This is a genomic window from Marinithermus hydrothermalis DSM 14884, from assembly GCF_000195335.1.
GTDB lineage: Bacteria > Deinococcota > Deinococci > Deinococcales > Marinithermaceae > Marinithermus > Marinithermus hydrothermalis.
In genome coordinates, this window is record NC_015387.1 from 478,803 (window position 1) to 496,445 (window position 17,643).

Here is a 17,643-nt window from a genome sequence, read left to right on the forward strand (position 1 = left end):
ATTTCGCGCGGGATGAGCACTTGAGCGAGAAAGCATGGAACGCAAGCGATTGGACGTCCTGCTTGTGGAGCGGGGGATGGCTGCTTCCCGCGCCAAGGCCCAGGCCTTGATCCGGGCGGGGCGGGTGCGGGTCGCGGGCCGCATCGTGACCAAGGCCAGCGCGAAGGTGAGCCTGACGGATCCCATCGAGGTGCTCGAGCCCCTGCGGTACGTGGGCCGCGGGGGGTACAAGCTCGAGGCGGCCCTGGAGGCGTTTGGCGTGAACCCGAGGGGGTGGGTGTGCGCGGACGTGGGGGCCTCCACCGGGGGGTTCACGGACTGCTTGCTGCAGCGCGGCGCGGCGCGGGTGTACGCGATCGACGTGGGGCGGGACCAGCTGCACCCTGCCTTGCGGGCGGATCCGCGCGTGGTGGTGATGGAGGGGGTGAACGCGCGTTACCTGGAGGCGCTGACCGAGCGGGTGGACCTCGTGGTGATGGACGTGGCCTTCATCTCCCAGACCAAGCTCCTCCCGGTTGTGCGGCGCTGGGTGAAGGACGACGGGGCTCTGATCACCCTGGTGAAGCCGCAGTTCGAGGCGGGGCCTGGCGCTACGCGGTCGGGAGTGGTGCGGGACCCGGCGGTGTGGCGGCGGGCGTTGCGGGGGGTCGTGGCCTGCGCGGAAGGGGTGGGGTTGGGGGCGTTGGGCCTCATACCCAGCCCCGTGCGTGGCGGGGACGGCAACCAGGAGTTCTTGCTCTACCTTCGGCCCGGAGTACGGGGCGACGTGGATGTGGACGGCGCGGTGGCGGCGGCCCTGGCCTTATAGGGGGTCGTCCTCGAGGACGAGGGTTTTGAGGTAGAGCGACTCCGGCACGTGCAGGCTCCAGGGGTGGTCCGCAGGCTGATGGGTCACGCACCGCACCGCGAGGCGCCGGCCCGTGTCGGCCGCGGCGCGTCGCGCGACCTCCAGGAGGTCCTCGAGCCGCAGGTGATACGCGCAGCTCGAGAGCCAGACCGTGCCGGCCGGCGCGAGCATCCCCAGCGCGAGGCGCGTGAGGTCCACGAGGTGGCGCTTGACGCGCGGTAGGGCGCTGGGCTTTTTGACCAGGGTGGGGGGGTCGAGGAGGATGTGGTCGAAGCGCTGGCCGCGCTCGGCGAGCTCGTGAAGGATCGCGTGGGCCTCCCCGGCGCGGAGGTCCACCGTGAGCCCGTGGGCGCGGGCGGTCTGGTCCAGCACCCCGAGCGCTTCGAGGTCCTTGTCCACCGCCAGGGCGTACGCGCCCTTTCGGGCGGCGCGCAGGGCGAACCCGCCTACGTAACTGTACACGTCGAGCACGCGCTGGCCGGGCTGCACGAGCGCCTCGAATCGGCGGCGGTTTTCCCGCTGGTCCAGGTAGTACCCTTTGGTCTGGGCCATCGCGAGGGGGATTGCGAAGACCAGCCCGTCCTCCTCCACCTGGAGGGTGGGGGGGACGTGGCCGTACAGCACCCCGGTGCGGGGCTCGAGGCCCTCCAGGCGGCGGGCTTCTACGTCGCTGCGTTCGTACACCCCTTGGGGTTGGGTGACCTCGATGAGCGCGGGGAGCCAGGTGTCCCTCAGGGCTTCCATCGCGCGGTTGCGGACCTGGAGGAGGAGGACCTCGCCGAACCGGTCCACCACGAGGCCTGGGAGGCCGTCGGCCTCGGCGTGTACCAGGCGGTGGTAGGGGCCAAGGCCCTCCCGGCGTGCTTGGGCGCGGCGGAAGCGCTGGACGAAAAAGGCGTGGTCTAGGGGGCCGTCGTCGAAACGGTAGACCCGGAGGGGGGCGGGGCTTTGGGGGTCGTAGTACCCGACGCCGATGAGGGCTCCGCTGGCGTCCAGCACCTTGCAGGGGCCGGGGGCGCTTGGGGTTTGGGCGAGCTCGTCACGGTAGACGGTGGGGTAGTGGTTCTTGACCTTCCGTTCTTTTCCGGGTTTTAGAACCGCGCGTTGCACCTTTTTAGCATAGCAACGCTTTTCATTACGGGCGCTTGTCTTGCGGGAGGGGGCTCGTTAAGATGGGGGTGCGTTAATAGTTTTCGTTCACTATTGTCCGTTTATCCGGCATAGTGAACAAAAGCACAAGCGAGGAGGAGGGGACCCAAGTAACAGGGTAAGTGAACAAAAGCACAAGCAAGGGAGGGCGAGAACTTGTCACCGGTAACCGAGTACATCAACATCCTGATCTACCTCGGGGTAGCCCTGTTCATCGGGGTGGCGGCCCTCTTGGCGGGCGCGCTGCTCGGGCCCAAACGGCCCCGCCCCACCAAGCTGATGCCCTACGAGTCGGGCAACGACCCCATCGGGCGCGTGGAGCGTTACCCGGTCCACTTCTACGTCGTGGCCATGCTCTTCATCATCTTCGACGTCGAGGTGGCCTTCCTTTGGCCGTACGCGGTGAACGCCGGACCCCTAGGCGTAGGCGGCCTGATCGCCGTCATTGTGTTCGTCGGCATCGTGATGGCCGGCTTCGTCTACGAGTGGCTCAAGGGGGTGATGAAATGGGACTAACCGACCTGTTTGAGCGGGACGTGCAGGAACTAGAGCGGCAGGGGGTCTTCTTCACCACGCTTGAGAAACTCGTCGCCTGGGGGCGCTCGAACAGCCTCTGGCCGGCCACCTTCGGCCTCGCGTGCTGCGCGATTGAGATGATGGCCTCGACCGACGCCCGTAACGACCTAGCCCGCTTCGGTTCCGAGGTCTTCCGCGCCTCGCCCCGCCAGGCGGACGTCATGATCGTCGCGGGCCGCCTCTCCAAGAAGATGGCGCCCGTCATGCGCCGGGTGTACGACCAGATGCCCGACCCCAAGTGGGTCATCTCCATGGGCGCGTGCGCCAGCTCGGGGGGCATGTTCAACAACTACGCCATCGTGCAGAACGTGGACTCGGTCGTTCCGGTGGACGTCTTCGTGCCGGGCTGCCCGCCCCGCCCCGAGGCGCTGATCTACGCGGTGATGCAGCTCCAGAAAAAGATCCGGGGGCAGGCCTACGACGAGGCCGGCAACAAACTGCCGCCCGTCGAGGCGTGGGTGCGGGGGTGACGCATGCAACGCTTGCAGCGCGTTCTTGAGGAAGCCCGCGCCCAGCGCTTCGAGATCGAGGAAGCCCACGGGAACACCTGGATCACGCTGCCCCGCGACGGCCTCGTGGACCGCATGGCCCACTACAAGACGCTGGGCTTTAACTACCTCGCGGACATCATAGGGATCGACTACCTCACCTACCCCGACCCGAAGCCCGAACGCTTCTGCGTCGTCTACGAGCTGGTCTCCCTCCCCGGCTGGAAGGACGGGGACGGCAGCCGATTCTTCGTGCGGGTCTACGTGCCCGAAGCGAACCCCGTCCTGCCCACCGTGACCGGGATCTGGGGCAGCGCGAACTGGCTCGAGCGCGAGATCTACGACCTGTTTGGCATCCGCTTCGAGGGCCACCCGGACCTCCGGAAGATCCTCACCCCCGAGGACCTGGACGGCCACCCCCTGCGCAAGGACTTCCCCCTCGGGGAGACGCCCACCCTGTTCAAGGAAGGGCGGTTCATCGACCCCGCGGCTTTCCGCGCGGGGCTCACCGGCAAGGATCCGGGCCTCACCGGGTGGCGCGGCGGTACGCGCAAAGGGTACCAGCAGCTTTTCCAGGACGTTCGGCGCGCGGCTGAGCTGGAGAAGGAGGGAGAGTGAGCCGCTTAGAAGAACCCAAAGAACTCCGCACGGAGGTCATGACCCTGAACGTAGGGCCGCAACACCCCTCCACGCACGGGGTCTTGCGGCTCGTCATCAAGATGGCGGGGGAGGAGGTGCTCGAGGTCCAGCCGCACGTGGGGTACCTCCACACCGGCTTCGAGAAGAACATGGAGCACCGCACCTACCTGCAGAACATCACCTACACCCCCCGCATGGACTACCTGCACTCCTTCGCGCACGACCTCGCGTACGCCCTCGCGGTCGAGCGGCTCGTCGGGGCCGAGGTCCCGCCCCGCGCCCAGACGATCCGCATCATCCTGAACGAGCTGTCCCGCATCGCGAGCCACCTGGTCTTCACCGGGACGGGGCTGCTCGACTTCGGGGCCCTCACGCCGTTCTTCTACTGCTTCCGTGAGCGCGAAGCGATCCTGGACCTGTTCGAGTGGGTGAGCGGGCAGCGCTTCCACCACAACTACATCCGCATCGGTGGGCTCAAGAACGACCTGCCCGAGGAGTTCATCCCCGAACTCAAGAAGTTCCTCGACACCTTCGACTATCGGGTGGACGAGTACGAGGGGATGTTCCGCGAAAGCCCCATCTTCTATGAGCGCGCCCGCGACGTGGGCGTGATCCCGCCGGAGGTAGCGATCCACCTGGGGCTCACCGGAGGCTCGCTGCGCGCCAGCGGCGTGAACTACGACGTGCGCAAGGCCTACCCTTACGCGGGGTACGAGACCTACGAGTTCGACGTGCCCCTCGGCGAGCGCGGGGACGTGTACGACCGTATGATCGTGCGCATTCAGGAGATGCGCGAGTCCGCGCGCATCATCCGCCAAGCCGTGGAGCGCCTCGAGCCCGGCCCCATCCGGGACCCGAACCCGCAGATCTCCCTGCCGCCCCGCCACCTGCTCGAGACCTCGATGGAGGCGGTGATCTACCACTTCAAGCTGGTGACCGAAGGGTTTCACCCGCCGAAAGGCGAGGTGTACGTGCCCACCGAAAGCGCGCGGGGAGAGCTCGGGTACTACATCATCTCCGACGGGGGGTCGATGCCCTACCGCGTCAAGGTGCGCGCCCCGAGCTTCGTGAACCTGCAAAGCCTGCCCTACGCCTGCGAAGGCCACCAGTTCCCCGATTTGGTCGCGATTCTCGCCAGTCTCGACCCGGTAATGGGCGACGTGGACCGGTAAGGAGGAGTGCATGGGCTTTTTTGACGACAAGCAAGACTGGCTCGAGGAGGTGTTCCGCCAGTACCCGCCCGAGGGGCGGCGCAGCGCGATCATGCCGCTGTTGCGGCGGGTGCAGACCGAGGAGGGGTACGTCTCCGAAGCGCGCATCCGCGAGATCGCCGAGCTCGTGGGTACCACGCCCACCGAGGTCAAGGGCGTGATGAGCTTCTACAGCTACTACCACGAGCTGCCCACGGGCAAGTACCACCTCCAGGTGTGCGCCACGCTCTCCTGCGCCCTCGCCGGCGCGGACGAGCTTTGGGATTATTTGGTGGAGACCCTGGGCATCCTGCCCGGGGAGGTCACCCCGGACGGGCGGTTCTCGATCCAGAAGGTGGAGTGCCTCGGCAGCTGCCACACCGCGCCGGTGGTCCAGGTGAACGACGAGCCCTACGTGGAGTGCGTCACCCGCGCGCGGCTCAAGGCCCTCCTCGAGGGCCTTAAAGCCGACCGGCCCCTCGAGGAGATCGAGCTGCCCGAGGGGTGCGGCCACGTGGTGCGCCCCGAGGATGAAGCCGCGGCCGCGGTGGGCCCCGCGGAACCGCTCGCGAAGCCGGAGGAGGGGAAGGCGTGAGCGTCGCGGAAAAACCCATCACCAGCGGGCACGACCCCCGCTTCGTGCGCACCCTCTACGCGCACGTCGGCCGGCCGAACTCCTGGACGCTCGAGTACTACCTCGCCCACGGGGGGTACGAGGCCGCGCGGAAGGCCCTGACCCGGATGACCCCCGACGAGGTGATCGAGGAGGTCAAGAAGTCCGGGTTGCGGGGCCGGGGCGGCGCGGGGTTCCCGACCGGGGTGAAGTGGTCCTTCATGCCCAAGGAACCCAAGACGCAGCACTACATCGTATGCAACGCCGACGAATCCGAGCCCGGCAGCTTCAAGGACCGCTACCTCCTCGAGGACGACCCGCACCAGCTCATCGAGGGCATGATCATCGCCGGGTACGCGATCCGCGCCACCAAGGGGTACGTGTACGTGCGCGGGGAGTACCGCCGGGCCTACGACCGCCTGACCGCGGCGATCCGGGAGGCGTACGCCAAGGGGTATTTGGGCGAGAACCTCTTCGGGTCCGGGTTCAGCTTCGACCTCTACGTGCACCGCGGCGCGGGCGCGTACATCTGCGGCGAGGAGACCGCCCTGATGAACTCCCTCGAGGGGCTCCGGGCCAACCCGCGCATGAAACCGCCCTTCCCAGCGCAGTCCGGCCTTTACGGCAAGCCCACCACGATCAACAACGTGGAGACCCTGTGCTCGGTGGTGCACATCATCGAGCGGGGCGCGGACTGGTTCGGGCAGATGGGCACGGAGCGCTCCAAAGGGCACAAGCTCTTCCAGATCTCCGGCCCCGTGCGGCGCCCTGGCGTGTACGAGCTACCCCTCGGCACGACCTTCCGCGAGCTGATCTACGACTGGGCGGGCGGCCCCACCGAGCCCATCAAGGCGATCATCCCCGGCGGGTCCTCCACCCCGCCCGTGCCTTGGACCGACGAGGTGCTCGACTCGCCCATGGACTACGAGCACTGCCAGCGCCTGGGCACCCTCCTCGGGACCGGCGGGGTGATCCTGATCCCCGAGTCGGTCTGCATCGTGAACGCGATGTGGAACGTGACCCGGTTCTACGCGCACGAGTCCTGCGGCAAGTGCACCCCCTGCCGTGAGGGGGTGTCCGGGTGGCTGCCCAAGCTCTTCGAGAAGATCGAGCGGGGACGCGGCGAGCCGGGGGATGTCGAGCTGTTGGAGAACCTGCTCGACAACATCGAGGGCAAGGCCTTCTGCCCCCTGGCCGACGCAGCGGTCTGGCCGGTGCGGGGGTCTCTGAAGCACTTCCGTCACGAGTACGAGCACCACATCGAGCACGGCACGTGCGTGGTGCCCAGGACGAGCCGCTGGAGGTGAGCATGGTACGCGTCAAGGTCAACGACCGCGAGATCGAGGTTCCGCCGGGAACCTCGGCGATGGACGCGATCTTCCACGCTGGGTACGACGTGCCCCTCTTCTGCGCGGAGAAGTACCTCTCGCCGACCGGGTCGTGCCGCATGTGCCTGGTCAAGGCCGGTGCGCCGCGCAAGGGGCCGGACGGCGACTGGATCCGGGACGAGAACGGCGAGGTCAAGATCTTCTGGTTCCCCAAGCTCATGGCGAGCTGCACCCTCCAGGTGAGCGAGGGCATGGTGATCGACACCCTCTCGGACGAGGTGAAGCGGGCCCAGTCCGGGATGGTGGAGTTCACCCTGTTCAACCACCCCCTCGACTGCCCCACCTGCGACAAGGGCGGCGCGTGCGAGCTCCAGGACCGCAGCTACGAGTACGGCCTGTACGAGACGTACCACGCCAAGCGCGAGGAGATCCGCGAAGGGCTGGGTCCCGAGCTGCCCGTCTACACCCGCTACGAGTTCACCCGCCGCCACACCGACAAGCACCACCCCCTCTCGCCCTTCATCACCCTGGACCGCGAGCGGTGCATCCACTGCAAGCGCTGCGTGCGGTACTTCGAGGAGATCCCCGGAGACGAGGTGCTGGACTTCATCGAGCGGGGGGTGCACACCTTCATCGGCACCGCGGACTACGGCCTGCCCTCGAACCTCACCGGGAACATCTGCGACATCTGCCCGGTCGGGGCGCTGCTCGACCAGGTGGCCCGCTTCAGGGGGCGCAACTGGGAGTACGACCGCACCCCCACCACGGACCTCACCGACGCCTCCGGCAGCGCGATCTGGGTGGACGCGCGCTCGGGCCGCATTGAGCGCGTGCGTGCCCGTGAACTCCCCGAGACCAGCGAGATCTGGATCTCGGACGCGGCGCGCTTCGGGCACGAGTGGGTGGACCTCAACCGGATCAAGACCCCCCTCGTGCGCAAGGACGGCCGCCTCGAGCCCGCCAGCTGGGACGAAGCCCTCCAGGCGATGCGCGAGGGGCTAAAGGGCGCGAAGAAGGACGCGGTTGGGCTCTACCTCGCGGGGGACAGCACCCTGGAGGAAGGGTACGCCGCCGCCGAGCTCGCCCGGGCCCTCGGCACGCCCCACCTGGACTTTGAGGGGCGCACTGCCGTGGCGGCCTCGAGCTTCCCCGCCCTGACCTACGACGAGCTGTTGGAGGCGGGCTTTGCCCTGGTGGTGGGGGACCCCACCGAGGAACTCCCGGTGCTGCACGTGCGGCTCCAGCAGTTCCTCAAGGGCCTGAAGCCGCCCCACCGTTACAACCACGGCACGCCCTTCGCGGACCTCTCCATCAAGGAACGCATGCCGCGCCAAGGGGAGAAGCTCGCGGTCTTCGCGCCCTACCCCACCGCCCTCATGCGCTGGGCGGGCGCGAAGGGGGTGTACCGGCCGGGCGAGGAGGCCCGCCTCCTCCAGGCCCTCGAGGCGGCTCTCGAGGGACGCTCCCTCCCCGAGGGGCTGGACGGGGTGCGGGAGGCCGTTCGGGCCGCGGCGGAGCGCTTCAAGGCCGCTGAGGGCCGGGTGCTCGTGCTGGGCGCGGGCGTGCTCGAGGACGTGGAGGCCGCCCAGGCCGCGCAACGGATCGCCGCGGCCTTCGGCGCGCGCGTCTTCGCCCTGACCCCTGCACCGAACGCCCGAGGCCTCGAGGCCGTCGGGGTCTGGCCCGGCGAGGGCGGCGCGGCCTTGGGGGAGGCCGGACCGCAGGTGGCCTTCTACAGCGGGGTTGAACCGCCGGAGGACGTGGTGCGGGCCCAGGCCTACCGGGTCTTCCACCTCACGCACCTCACCCCCCTCGCCGAGCGGTACGCGGACGTGGTGCTGCCCGCGGAGACCTTCTACGAGAAGCGCGGCGCGATGGTGAACGTCGAGGGGCGGGTCCTCCCCCTCCAGCCCGCCGGAGTGGATAACGGCGAGGCCGAAGGGGTTGTGCAGGCCCTCGCGCTCTTCGCGGAAGCCCTCGGGGTCACGCCGCCCGTGCGGCTCGTGCGCCAGGTCCGTCGGGCCCTCAAGGAGCGCTACCGGCTGGACCTCGAGCACCTGCCCGAGTCGGGCGTGCTCTGGCGGCCCAAGGCTCCCCGGACGCCGCGCGCCCTCCGGGCGGAGGCCGGCACGCTCTACCTTAAGCCCAGCATGTGGCGCCACCACCAGCTGCAGGGCCCCACCGTGCAGAAGGCGCTCGGCCGGGCTGTGCTCGAGGCGCACCCGGCGACCGCCCGGGCGCACGGTTTGAAGGACGGGATGGCCCTCGAGGTGGAGACCCCCTACGGGACGCTCGAGGCGGTCGTGCGCGTGCGGGAGGCGTTGCCGGAGGGGTTCTTGTACCTGCCGGCGTACGGGAAGGGCACCGCGCGCCGGGTGCCGTTTAAGCTGCTGGTGCCTCAAGGGGCGCCTCAAGGGGGAGGGGAGGCGTGATGGAGTTCGTCTGGACCGCGGTGAAGGCGCTTCTCGTCGTGGTGGGGCTCTTGACGGCGTTCGCCTACATGACGCTCGTGGAGCGCCGTTTGCTCGCGCGCTTTCAGCACCGGCTGGGGCCGAACCGCGTGGGCCCCATGGGGTTGTTGCAGCCCTTGGCGGACGCGATCAAGAGCATCTTCAAGGAGGACATCACCGTCCGTGAAGCCGACCGGTTGGTGTACCTCCTCGCGCCTTTGATCTCGATCACCTTTGCGCTGGTGGCTTTCGGCCTGATCCCCTTCGGGCCGGAAGGCGCGTTCTTTGGGCTGGACCCGTGGGTGCTCGACATCGACATGGGGATCCTGTACCTCTTCGCGGTGAGCGAGATGGCGGTGTACGGGGTCTTCCTCGCGGGGTGGGCCTCAAACTCCAAGTACAGCCTGCTGGGCTCGCTGCGCTCGGCGGCAGCGCTCGTGAGCTACGAGCTGGGCCTGGGGATCAGCCTGCTCGCGCCGGTGATCCTGGTAGGGTCCTTGAACCTGCGGGAGATCGTGGAGTGGCAGGCCCAGAACGGGTGGTTGATCCTTTGGCAGTTCCCGGCCTTCCTGGTCTTCACGATCGCCACCATGGCCGAGGCGGCGCGGACGCCGTTCGACCTGCCGGAGGCCGAGCAGGAGCTGGTCTCGGGGTACAACACCGAGTACTCCTCGATCAAGTGGGCCCTCTTCCAGATGGCGGAGTACGTCCACCTCATCACCGCAAGCGCCCTGATCCCCACGCTCTTCCTGGGGGGGTGGCACGCGCCCGCCTTCTTGCCGGACATCCCCTTCCTGTGGCTGTTCGTGAAGATGGCCCTGTTCCTTTTCCTCTTCATCTGGATCCGCGCAACCTGGTTCCGCCTGCGCTACGACCAGCTGATGCGCTTTAGTTGGGGCGTGTTGTTGCCGGTAGCGCTGGTGTGGTTCGTGGTGACGGCAGCCTGGGTTGTGTTCAAGGGAGGTGTCGCATGAGCGTAGCCGCGCTGGCGAAGAGCCTGGGCATCACGCTGAAGCACCTCTTCAGCAAGCCGGTGACGATCCCGTACCCGGACGCGCCGGTGCCCTTGAAGCCGCGCTACAAGGGGCGTCACGTGCTTACCCGCCACCCGAACGGCCTCGAGAAATGCATCGGGTGCAGCCTGTGCGCCGCGGTCTGCCCGGCGTACGCGATCTACGTCGAGGCCGCGGAGAACGACCCGGAGAACCCGGTCTCGGCGGGGGAGCGGTACGCGAAGGTCTACGAGATCAACATGCTGCGCTGCATCTTCTGCGGGCTCTGCGAGGAGGCCTGCCCCACGGGCGCGGTCGTGCTGGGCAACGAGTTCGAGATGGCCGACTACCGTTACTCCGACCACATCTACAGCAAGGAGGACATGCTCGTCGAGGTGGTGGGCTCCAAGCCGCAGCGGCGCGAGGCCCGCATCACAGGAAAGCCGGTCAAGCTAGGGTTCAAGGTGCCCTACGTGCGGCCGGAGCTGGAAGGGGTGAAGTACGAGTGAGCCTCTTCGATCTCGTCGCCGGCCTGTTGCTCATCCTTACAGCAGTGGCGGTGGTGACGCTCCGCAACGCGGTGCACGCCGCCCTCGCCCTCGCGGGGAACTTCCTGGTGCTCGCCGCGGTGTACATGGCGCTGGACGCGCGGTTTCTAGGCTGGATCCAGGTGATCGTGTACGCTGGCGCGATCATGGTCCTGTTCCTCTTCGTGATCATGCTGCTGCTCGCGGCTCGAGCCGATACGGGCGTGGACCCCGTGCCCAGCCTGAGGCCCTTCGCCGGGGTGGTGGGGGTGCTGCTGCTCGTGGGGCTGGGGTACGCCGTCACTACCTTCGAACCTGTTCAATCCCTTGTGGAGACCGCGCCGCTGCTCGCGGGTGGCACGGCCCAGGTGGTGGGCGAGGCCCTCTACGGGCCCTGGCTGTACGCAGTGGAGCTTATCGCGGTGCTGCTGCTCGCCGCGACGGTCGCCGCGGTCGTGATGGTCCAGCCTGAGGTGCGCCGCCCTCGAGTCAAGCCCCAGGTGGCCGAGCGCGAGCGCGAGCTCGAGGAGGTGACCCGATGACCTACTACCTGCTCCTCTCCGCTGCGCTCTTCACCATCGGCGTGTACGGCCTGCTCGTGCGGCGCACCGCGATCCTCTTGTTCCTCTCCATCGAGTTGATGCTGAACGCGGCCAACCTCGGCCTCGTCACCTTCGCGCGCGCGTACGGGGATATTGCCGCGCAGTCGGTGGCCTTCCTCGTGATCGCGATCGCCGCGGCTGAGGTCGCGGTGGGCTTGGGCATCATCGTGGCTGTCTTCCGCACGCGGGCCTCGACCGTGGTCGATGAGCTGCGGCACCTCAGGGGGTAAGGCATGCTGCTCTTGACGATCCTCTTACCGCTGTTGGGGTTTGTTTTGCTGGGCCTGTTTGGCCGGCGCATGCGGGAGCCCTGGCCGGGCGTGCTCGCCTCGGCGCTGGTCTTCGCGAGCTTTGCCCTCTCCGTAGGGCTGCTCCTTGGGGGCGGGGCCCGTTTCGTCCTCGAGGACTGGCTGCCGGGCATTCCCTTCAGCTTGGTCCTGGACTCCCTCTCCGGCTTCATGGCCTTGATCGTGACCGGGATCGGGTTCTTGATCCACGTGTACGCGATCGGGTACATGGCGGGCGACCCGGGGTTCAGCCGCTTTTTCGCGTACCTGAACCTGTTCATCGCCATGATGATGACCCTGGTCCTGGCCGACGCGTACCCGGTCATGTTCATCGGCTGGGAGGGGGTGGGCCTCGCCTCCTACCTCCTGATCGGGTTCTGGTACACGGAGCGCACCAACGCCGACTCGGCCCGCAAGGCCTTCATCGTGAACCGCATCGGCGACCTGGGGTTCTTGCTGGGCATGGCGATCCTGTACACCACCTTCGGGACCCTTTCGATTAGCGAGCTGCGCGAGGCCATCGAGGGCAGCCTGGTCCTTCCGGCGGGGCTTTCGCTCGCGGGGGCCTTGCTCTTCATCGGGGCGATCGGGAAGAGCGCCCAGGTGCCCCTCATGGTGTGGTTGCCGGACGCGATGGCGGGCCCCACGCCGGTCTCCGCCCTGATCCACGCGGCCACCATGGTGACCGCGGGCGTTTACCTCCTGGCGCGCTCGAGCTTCCTGTACGCGGTGCTGCCGGACGTCTCGTACGCGATCGCCGTGATCGGCCTCATCACCGCCCTCTACGGGGCGCTCTCGGCCCTGGGGCAGTGGGACATCAAGCGCATCGTCGCGTACTCCACGGTCAGCCAGCTCGGGTACATGTTCCTCGCCGCGGGGGTGGGGGCGTACTGGATCGCGCTGTTCCACGTGATGACGCACGCCTTCTTCAAGGCGCTGCTCTTCCTCTCCTCCGGTTCGGTGATCCACGCCTTGGGAGGCGAGCAGGACGTGCGCAGGATGGGCGGGCTTAAGGCGCACTTACCCCGCACGCACCTGCACGGTCTCATCGGGGCGCTGGCCCTCGCGGGCTTCCCGCTCCTCTCGGGGTTTTGGTCCAAGGACGCGATCCTCACCGCGACGCTCACCTACCCCTTCGGCGGCGCGGGCTTCTACGCCGTCGCGCTCTTCACGGCCTTCCTCACCGCGGTGTACGCGATGCGCTGGTACGTCCTGGTCTTCCAGGGCACCTACCGCGGCGCGGCGCACCCCCACGAAGCGCCCCGCGTCATGACCCTGCCCAACGACCTCCTCGCCCTAGGGGCGCTCTTCTCGGGCTTCCTCGCCCTGCCCGCGCCCCTGTGGAACCGCCTCGAGCCCTTCCTCGCGACCTCCCTGGCGGAGCTCGAGGCGCGCCACCTCGAGCTCGCGACCGAGTGGGGGCTGATCCTGCTCTCGGCTCTGGTCGCGCTCGTGGGGGTGTTCGTGGGGTACCGGACCTTCACGGCCGCAAGGCTGCCGCGCTGGTACGAGACCTTCCAGGCCTGGAGCGCAGAAGCCTTCTACGTGGATCGCGTCTATAACGCCGTGATCGTGACGCCCCTCAAGGAACTCGCGTACGCGCTGGGCCTGGCGGACCGCGCCTTGGACGCCGGGTACGTGCGCGGCGCGGGCGGTGTGGGAGTGTTGGGCCGGGCGCTTGCGGCCCTCCAGCACGGGTACGTGCGGGTGTACGCGGCCTTCATGGCGTTGGCCCTCGCGGTCGTTCTTCTGTGGGGGGTGGTGCGGTGATTCACCTCTTCGTCTTCCTACCGGCCCTCGCGGGCCTCGTGGCCCTTTTCGCGCCGGGCATGGCGCGGCGCTTGGGGATCGTAGCCTCCGGCCTTACCTTCCTGATCGGCCTGGGCCTCTTCGCGCAGTACCCCGGTGAGGGGTACGCCTTCGTCACCCAGACGCCCTTGCTCGAGCCGGTCGGGGTGTACTACGCCCTGGGGCTGGACGGAACCTCCCTGGCGCTGGCCCTCGCCATCGCGTTGGTGACCTTCGCGGGCCTCATCGTGCTGCGGGACGTGCCGGGGCGCATGGTGGCCCTGGCGCTTTTGATGGAGACGGGCCTCCTCGGGATCGTCTCGAGCCTGGACCTGATCCTCTTCTACGTCTTCTACGAGGCGACCCTGATCCCCAGCATGCTGATGCTGGGCTTGTTCGGGGGGCAGAACCGGGTCCGCGCCCTCGTGAAGTTCGCGCTCTTCACCCTGACCGGTAGCCTCCTGATGCTCGCCGCGATCCTCGCGGCGCGGTATTTGGGCGGCGCGGAAAGCTTCCTGCTCGAGGACCTCCTCGCGCACCGTCTCGATGGGGCCGCGGCAGTCTGGGCCTTCGCCGCGTTCGCCCTGGCCTTCCTCGTGAAGACCCCGCTCTTCCCGGTGCACACCTGGCTTCCGGACTTCCACGCGGAGAACCACCCTTCGGGCCTCGCGGACGTGATGGGCACCCTGTACAAGGTGGGCCTGTACGGCTTCTTCCGTTGGGCCATGCCCTTGTTCCCCGCGGGGTTCGCTGAGTTCCAGGGGCTGCTCCTCGCGCTCGCCGCGGTGACCGCGCTGTACGGCGCGTGGGTTGCGTTTGCGCAGACCGACTGGAAGCGGCTTTTGGCCTACGGGGCGCTTTCGCACATGGGGGTAGGGGCCCTGGGGCTGTTTAGCGGCACGGAGGAAGGCGCGATCGGGGCGATCTTCCTGCTCGCGGCCTCCTCGGTGTACACCGGCGCGCTCTTCCTCTTCGCGGGCATGATGCACCGGCGGTTCGGCACCCTCGAGCTCACGCCTACGCGCGGCTTGGCGCAGCACGCGCCGGCCCTCGCGGCCTTCACCTTGATCCTGGTGCTCGCGATGGTGGGGCTGCCTGGCCTCGCGGGCTTCCCCGGGGAGTTCATGAGCCTCTTGGGGGCGTGGCAGGCCTCGCCGTGGCTGACCCTCGTAGGCTTTTCCGCGGTCATCGCTTCGGCAGCGTACGCCCTCACCGCGTACCAGCGGGTCTTCCACGAGACGCCGGAGCGCCCCGCGGGGGACCTTTCGCGGCGCGAGTGGGCGTTCGCGGTGCTGGCCACCTTGGGGATCGTGCTGCTGGGGGTGTACCCGAAGGTGTTTAGCGCGGTGATCGAACCGAGCGCGCAGGTCTTCGCGCAGCTCGTGGGGGGTGGGTTGTGAGCGTTCTGATCACGCTGTTGCTGACCGCTCTCTTGGCGACCTTCGCGGGGTTTGTGATGCCGAGCAGCGAGGTGCGCCGCGTGAGCGGGATCGGTTTCGCGCTGGCCCTGGTCTTCCTCGGGGTGAACTGGGGCGAGGACCAGGTGCTGTTTAACGGGTTGTACGTCTTCGATGCTTTCGCTCGAGGCATCACCCTGGTCGTCCTCCTCGCGGCCTTGATGGCGGTGCTGGTGGGCACCCGGTACCTGGCCGCGACCCAGGCGGAGCGGTTCGAGTACTACGCGCTATTGGGGTACGCGGTCCTGGGCGCCCATGTGATCGGCGCGACCACCAACCTGGTCGTGATGCTGATCGGGATCGAGATCCTTTCGATTCCCTTGTACGTCCTGGCGGGGTTTAGGCGCGACCTGGAGTCCTACGAGGCGAGCGTGAAGTACTTCCTGCTGGGCGCGGCGGCCTCGGGGATCTTGTTCTACGGGATCGTGCTGCACTACGGCGCGACCGGGGCCTTCACGGTGGGCGCGGCAGGGGAGGGCCTCCTGTACTTCGCCGCCATGGCCTTGATCCTGACCGGCCTGGGGTTCAAGGTGGCCCTGGTGCCCTTCCAGTGGTGGACGCCCGACGTCTACCAGGGCAGCCCCACGCCCGTCACGCTCTTCATGGCCTCCGGGGTGAAGGCCGCGGCCTTTGCGGCGCTGGCGCGCGTGCTGGTGGGCAGCGGCCTCGAGGGACCCTGGGGGGCGTTGTTCGCGTTGATGGTGGCGCTCACCGTGCTGTTTGGGAACCTGGCCGCGCTCGTGCAGAACGAGGCCAAGCGCGTGCTCGCTTACTCCTCGATCGCGCACGCGGGGTACGCCGCGCTGGCGCTCTTGGGGCCGGACGCGGGGCCCGCCCTGGGATACTACCTCTTCGCTTACGCGATCTCGACGGGGCTGGCCTTCGGGGTGCTCAGCGTGGTGGATGAAGGCAAAGGCGTGCCTTACGGTGCGCTGCGCGGCCTGTTGCAGCGGGCGCCACTGCTTGGGGTGGGGTGGGTGTTCGCGATGCTTTCGCTCGCGGGGATCCCTCCCTTCGTGGGGTTTTGGGCCAAGTACCTGGTGATCCTCGAGGCCGCTCGTGGCGGCGCGTACGGTCTGGTGGTCTTCGCCTTGTTGACCTCGGTCGTGGCTGCGTTCTACTACCTGCGCCTGCTTGCCCTCGCCGCGTTTAGCGCGCCCGCGAGCATGGAGGTGCCCGCCGCGCGGAGCGGGGCGCGGTTTGCGCTGGTTGTCGCGGCGGGGCTGGTGGTGCTGTTGGGCTTGTGGGCGGGGCTGGGGTTTGGCCTCTTCGCGAACGCGGCGGCGCTCGCCCCCTAGGCCCCTTCCCGCGTGGGAGCGCCTTCCCCGGTTCGCCGGGGAAGGCGCTGTTTTTGGGCTTGCCCCGCGGCCACGAGGAGCGGATCCCAGACCGGGGAAAACGGCGGGGCGTACGCCAGGTCAAGGGCCGCTAGGTCCTCCACCGTGCCCCCCTGGTGCAGTAGCGCTGCGAGGGCGTCGACGCGCAGCACGGCGTCCCCGCGCCCCACAAGCTGCCCGCCGAGGAGTGCCCCGGTGTCGCTCCGGTAGATCAGCTTCACGTACAGGGGGCGCGCGTCCGGGTAGTAGTGGGCGCGGTCTTTCGCCTGGATCCAAACCGTCGCCACCGGGTACCCCCGGCTTCGGGCCGCGGCTTCCGAGAGGCCGGTCGTGGCGACGGCCAGCTCGAAGACCTTGGTGACGGTGGTGCCCACCACGCCGGCGAACGCGGCGGGCTGGCCCGCGATCACGCTGCCGGCCACCCGCCCGTGCTTGTTGGCCACGTCCCCCAGGGGGAGCCAGTACGCCTCGCCGGTAACGCGGTGGCGCGACTCGGCCACGTCCCCCGCGGCCCACACGCCGGGGTGGCTGGTGCGGAGCTGGGCGTCCACGCGCACGGCCCCGGTGGGTCCGAGCTCGAGCCCCATCGCCTCGGCGAGGGCTACGTTGGGGCGGACGCCGACCGCGAGGACCGCGAGGTCCGCGGGGACGGTGCCGGCGCTGGTCTCCACGGCCTCCAGCCGCCCCTGGCCGGTGAAGGCCGTGACCGTGGTGCCGGTCAGGACCTCGACCCCGTGCCGCTCGAGCTCGGCCTCCACCAGGGGGCTGACCTCGGGGTCGGCCTGAGGCAGGACGCGGGGCTGGGCCTCGATGAGCGTGACGGCCTTGCCGCGCGCGCGGAAGGCCTCGGCGAGCTCGAGGCCGATGTACCCCGCGCCTACGATCACGGTGCTCCGCGCAGTCTCGAGGGCAGCGTGGAGGGCCAGGCCGTCCTCCAGGGTGCGCAGCACGTGCACGCCTTCCTGGTGCGCTCCGGGGATGGGGGGACGGATGGGGGTGGCACCGGTGGCGAGGAGGAGGTGGTCGAAGGGGTGCCAGAAGGTGCGGCCCTCCGCGTGGTCGTGCACCTGGACGCGGCGGCCCTCGAGGTCCACCGCCGTGACCTCGTGCCGGGTGAGGACAGCGATCCCCTGCTGTTTGAAGGCTTCGGGGGTGCGGGCGATGAGGGCTTCCGCGCGGGGGATGCGCCCCGCGAGGAAGTAGGGGAGGCCGCAGGCCCCGTAGGAGACGTGGGGGCTTTTTTCGAAGACGGTGATCTCGAGGTCGGGGTTGGTGCGTTTAGCTTTGGCAGCGGCGCTCATTCCGGCGGCCACGCCGCCGATGATCACCAGGCGGCTCATGCCCCTATTATACCCCTAGGGGGATAGGGGTAT

The 17,643-nt window shown here is 68.6% G+C and carries 17 protein-coding genes; 15 read left to right on the forward strand and 2 right to left on the reverse strand.

Annotation, left to right across the window (positions count from 1 at the left end):
- Window positions 1-34: 34 nt before the first annotated feature.
- A complete protein-coding gene (locus MARKY_RS02570) occupies window positions 35-808 on the forward strand; it encodes a TlyA family RNA methyltransferase (RefSeq protein ID WP_013703307.1) in 774 nt (257 codons plus the stop codon).
- Here the strand turns inward: MARKY_RS02570 and MARKY_RS02575 are convergent.
- Complete coding sequence (locus MARKY_RS02575) at window positions 803-1,957, reverse strand: class I SAM-dependent rRNA methyltransferase (RefSeq protein WP_013703308.1); 1,155 nt, start codon at window positions 1,955-1,957, stop codon at window positions 803-805. The genes MARKY_RS02570 and MARKY_RS02575 overlap by 6 nt on opposite strands.
- Window positions 1,958-2,152: 195 nt before the next feature.
- Here MARKY_RS02575 and MARKY_RS02580 point away from each other — a divergent pair, with 195 nt between their 5' ends.
- From MARKY_RS02580 to MARKY_RS02645, 14 genes are read left to right on the forward strand one after another with little or no spacing between them, the layout of a single operon-like run.
- Window positions 2,153-2,512: an NADH-quinone oxidoreductase subunit A gene (locus MARKY_RS02580; RefSeq protein ID WP_013703309.1), complete on the forward strand. Its 360-nt coding sequence runs from the start codon at window positions 2,153-2,155 to the stop codon at window positions 2,510-2,512.
- Window positions 2,503-3,042 (forward strand): NuoB/complex I 20 kDa subunit family protein, encoded by a 540-nt coding sequence (locus MARKY_RS02585; protein ID WP_013703310.1) that lies wholly within the window; start codon window positions 2,503-2,505, stop codon window positions 3,040-3,042. Before MARKY_RS02580 ends, MARKY_RS02585 begins: the two co-directional genes overlap by 10 nt.
- Before the next feature lie 3 nt (window positions 3,043-3,045).
- Entirely contained in the window at window positions 3,046-3,678 is a 633-nt protein-coding gene (locus tag MARKY_RS02590) for an NADH-quinone oxidoreductase subunit C (RefSeq protein ID WP_013703311.1), read from the forward strand.
- Between the two features lie 38 nt (window positions 3,679-3,716).
- Window positions 3,717-4,871, forward strand: a complete 1,155-nt coding sequence (nuoD, locus tag MARKY_RS02595; protein ID WP_148230448.1) for an NADH dehydrogenase (quinone) subunit D — start codon at window positions 3,717-3,719, stop codon at window positions 4,869-4,871.
- A 10-nt stretch (window positions 4,872-4,881) separates the two neighbouring features.
- A complete protein-coding gene (nuoE, locus tag MARKY_RS02600) occupies window positions 4,882-5,484 on the forward strand; it encodes an NADH-quinone oxidoreductase subunit NuoE (protein ID WP_013703313.1) in 603 nt (200 codons plus the stop codon).
- The gene (gene nuoF / locus MARKY_RS02605; RefSeq protein WP_013703314.1) at window positions 5,481-6,809 is read left to right on the forward strand and encodes an NADH-quinone oxidoreductase subunit NuoF; all 1,329 of its coding nucleotides are present in this window, start codon (window positions 5,481-5,483) and stop codon (window positions 6,807-6,809) included. The genes nuoE and nuoF overlap by 4 nt, the downstream gene beginning before the upstream one ends.
- 2 nt (window positions 6,810-6,811) lie before the next feature.
- Complete coding sequence (locus MARKY_RS02610; RefSeq protein ID WP_013703315.1) at window positions 6,812-9,262, forward strand: NADH-quinone oxidoreductase subunit G; 2,451 nt, start codon at window positions 6,812-6,814, stop codon at window positions 9,260-9,262.
- Complete coding sequence (gene nuoH, locus MARKY_RS02615) at window positions 9,262-10,254, forward strand: NADH-quinone oxidoreductase subunit NuoH (protein WP_013703316.1); 993 nt, start codon at window positions 9,262-9,264, stop codon at window positions 10,252-10,254. Before MARKY_RS02610 ends, nuoH begins: the two co-directional genes overlap by 1 nt.
- A complete protein-coding gene (nuoI, locus tag MARKY_RS02620) occupies window positions 10,251-10,781 on the forward strand; it encodes an NADH-quinone oxidoreductase subunit NuoI (protein ID WP_013703317.1) in 531 nt (176 codons plus the stop codon). Before nuoH ends, nuoI begins: the two co-directional genes overlap by 4 nt.
- Window positions 10,778-11,341 carry an NADH-quinone oxidoreductase subunit J family protein gene (locus MARKY_RS02625; RefSeq protein ID WP_013703318.1) on the forward strand — a complete coding sequence of 188 codons (564 nt, stop codon included), beginning with the start codon at window positions 10,778-10,780 and terminating at the stop codon, window positions 11,339-11,341. The genes nuoI and MARKY_RS02625 overlap by 4 nt, the downstream gene beginning before the upstream one ends.
- On the forward strand, window positions 11,338-11,631 hold the full coding sequence (gene nuoK / locus MARKY_RS02630; RefSeq protein WP_013703319.1) for an NADH-quinone oxidoreductase subunit NuoK: 294 nt from the start codon (window positions 11,338-11,340) through the stop codon (window positions 11,629-11,631). Before MARKY_RS02625 ends, nuoK begins: the two co-directional genes overlap by 4 nt.
- 3 nt (window positions 11,632-11,634) lie before the next feature.
- Window positions 11,635-13,458, forward strand: a complete 1,824-nt coding sequence (gene nuoL, locus MARKY_RS02635; RefSeq protein WP_013703320.1) for an NADH-quinone oxidoreductase subunit L — start codon at window positions 11,635-11,637, stop codon at window positions 13,456-13,458.
- Window positions 13,455-14,876: a complex I subunit 4 family protein gene (locus MARKY_RS02640; protein WP_013703321.1), complete on the forward strand. Its 1,422-nt coding sequence runs from the start codon at window positions 13,455-13,457 to the stop codon at window positions 14,874-14,876. The genes nuoL and MARKY_RS02640 overlap by 4 nt, the downstream gene beginning before the upstream one ends.
- The gene (locus tag MARKY_RS02645) at window positions 14,873-16,231 is read left to right on the forward strand and encodes an NADH-quinone oxidoreductase subunit N (RefSeq protein WP_013703322.1); all 1,359 of its coding nucleotides are present in this window, start codon (window positions 14,873-14,875) and stop codon (window positions 16,229-16,231) included. The genes MARKY_RS02640 and MARKY_RS02645 overlap by 4 nt, the downstream gene beginning before the upstream one ends.
- Here the strand turns inward: MARKY_RS02645 and MARKY_RS02650 are convergent.
- Window positions 16,228-17,610: an FAD-dependent oxidoreductase gene (locus MARKY_RS02650; RefSeq protein ID WP_013703323.1), complete on the reverse strand. Its 1,383-nt coding sequence runs from the start codon at window positions 17,608-17,610 to the stop codon at window positions 16,228-16,230. The genes MARKY_RS02645 and MARKY_RS02650 overlap by 4 nt on opposite strands.
- Between the last annotated feature and the right edge of the window lie 33 nt (window positions 17,611-17,643).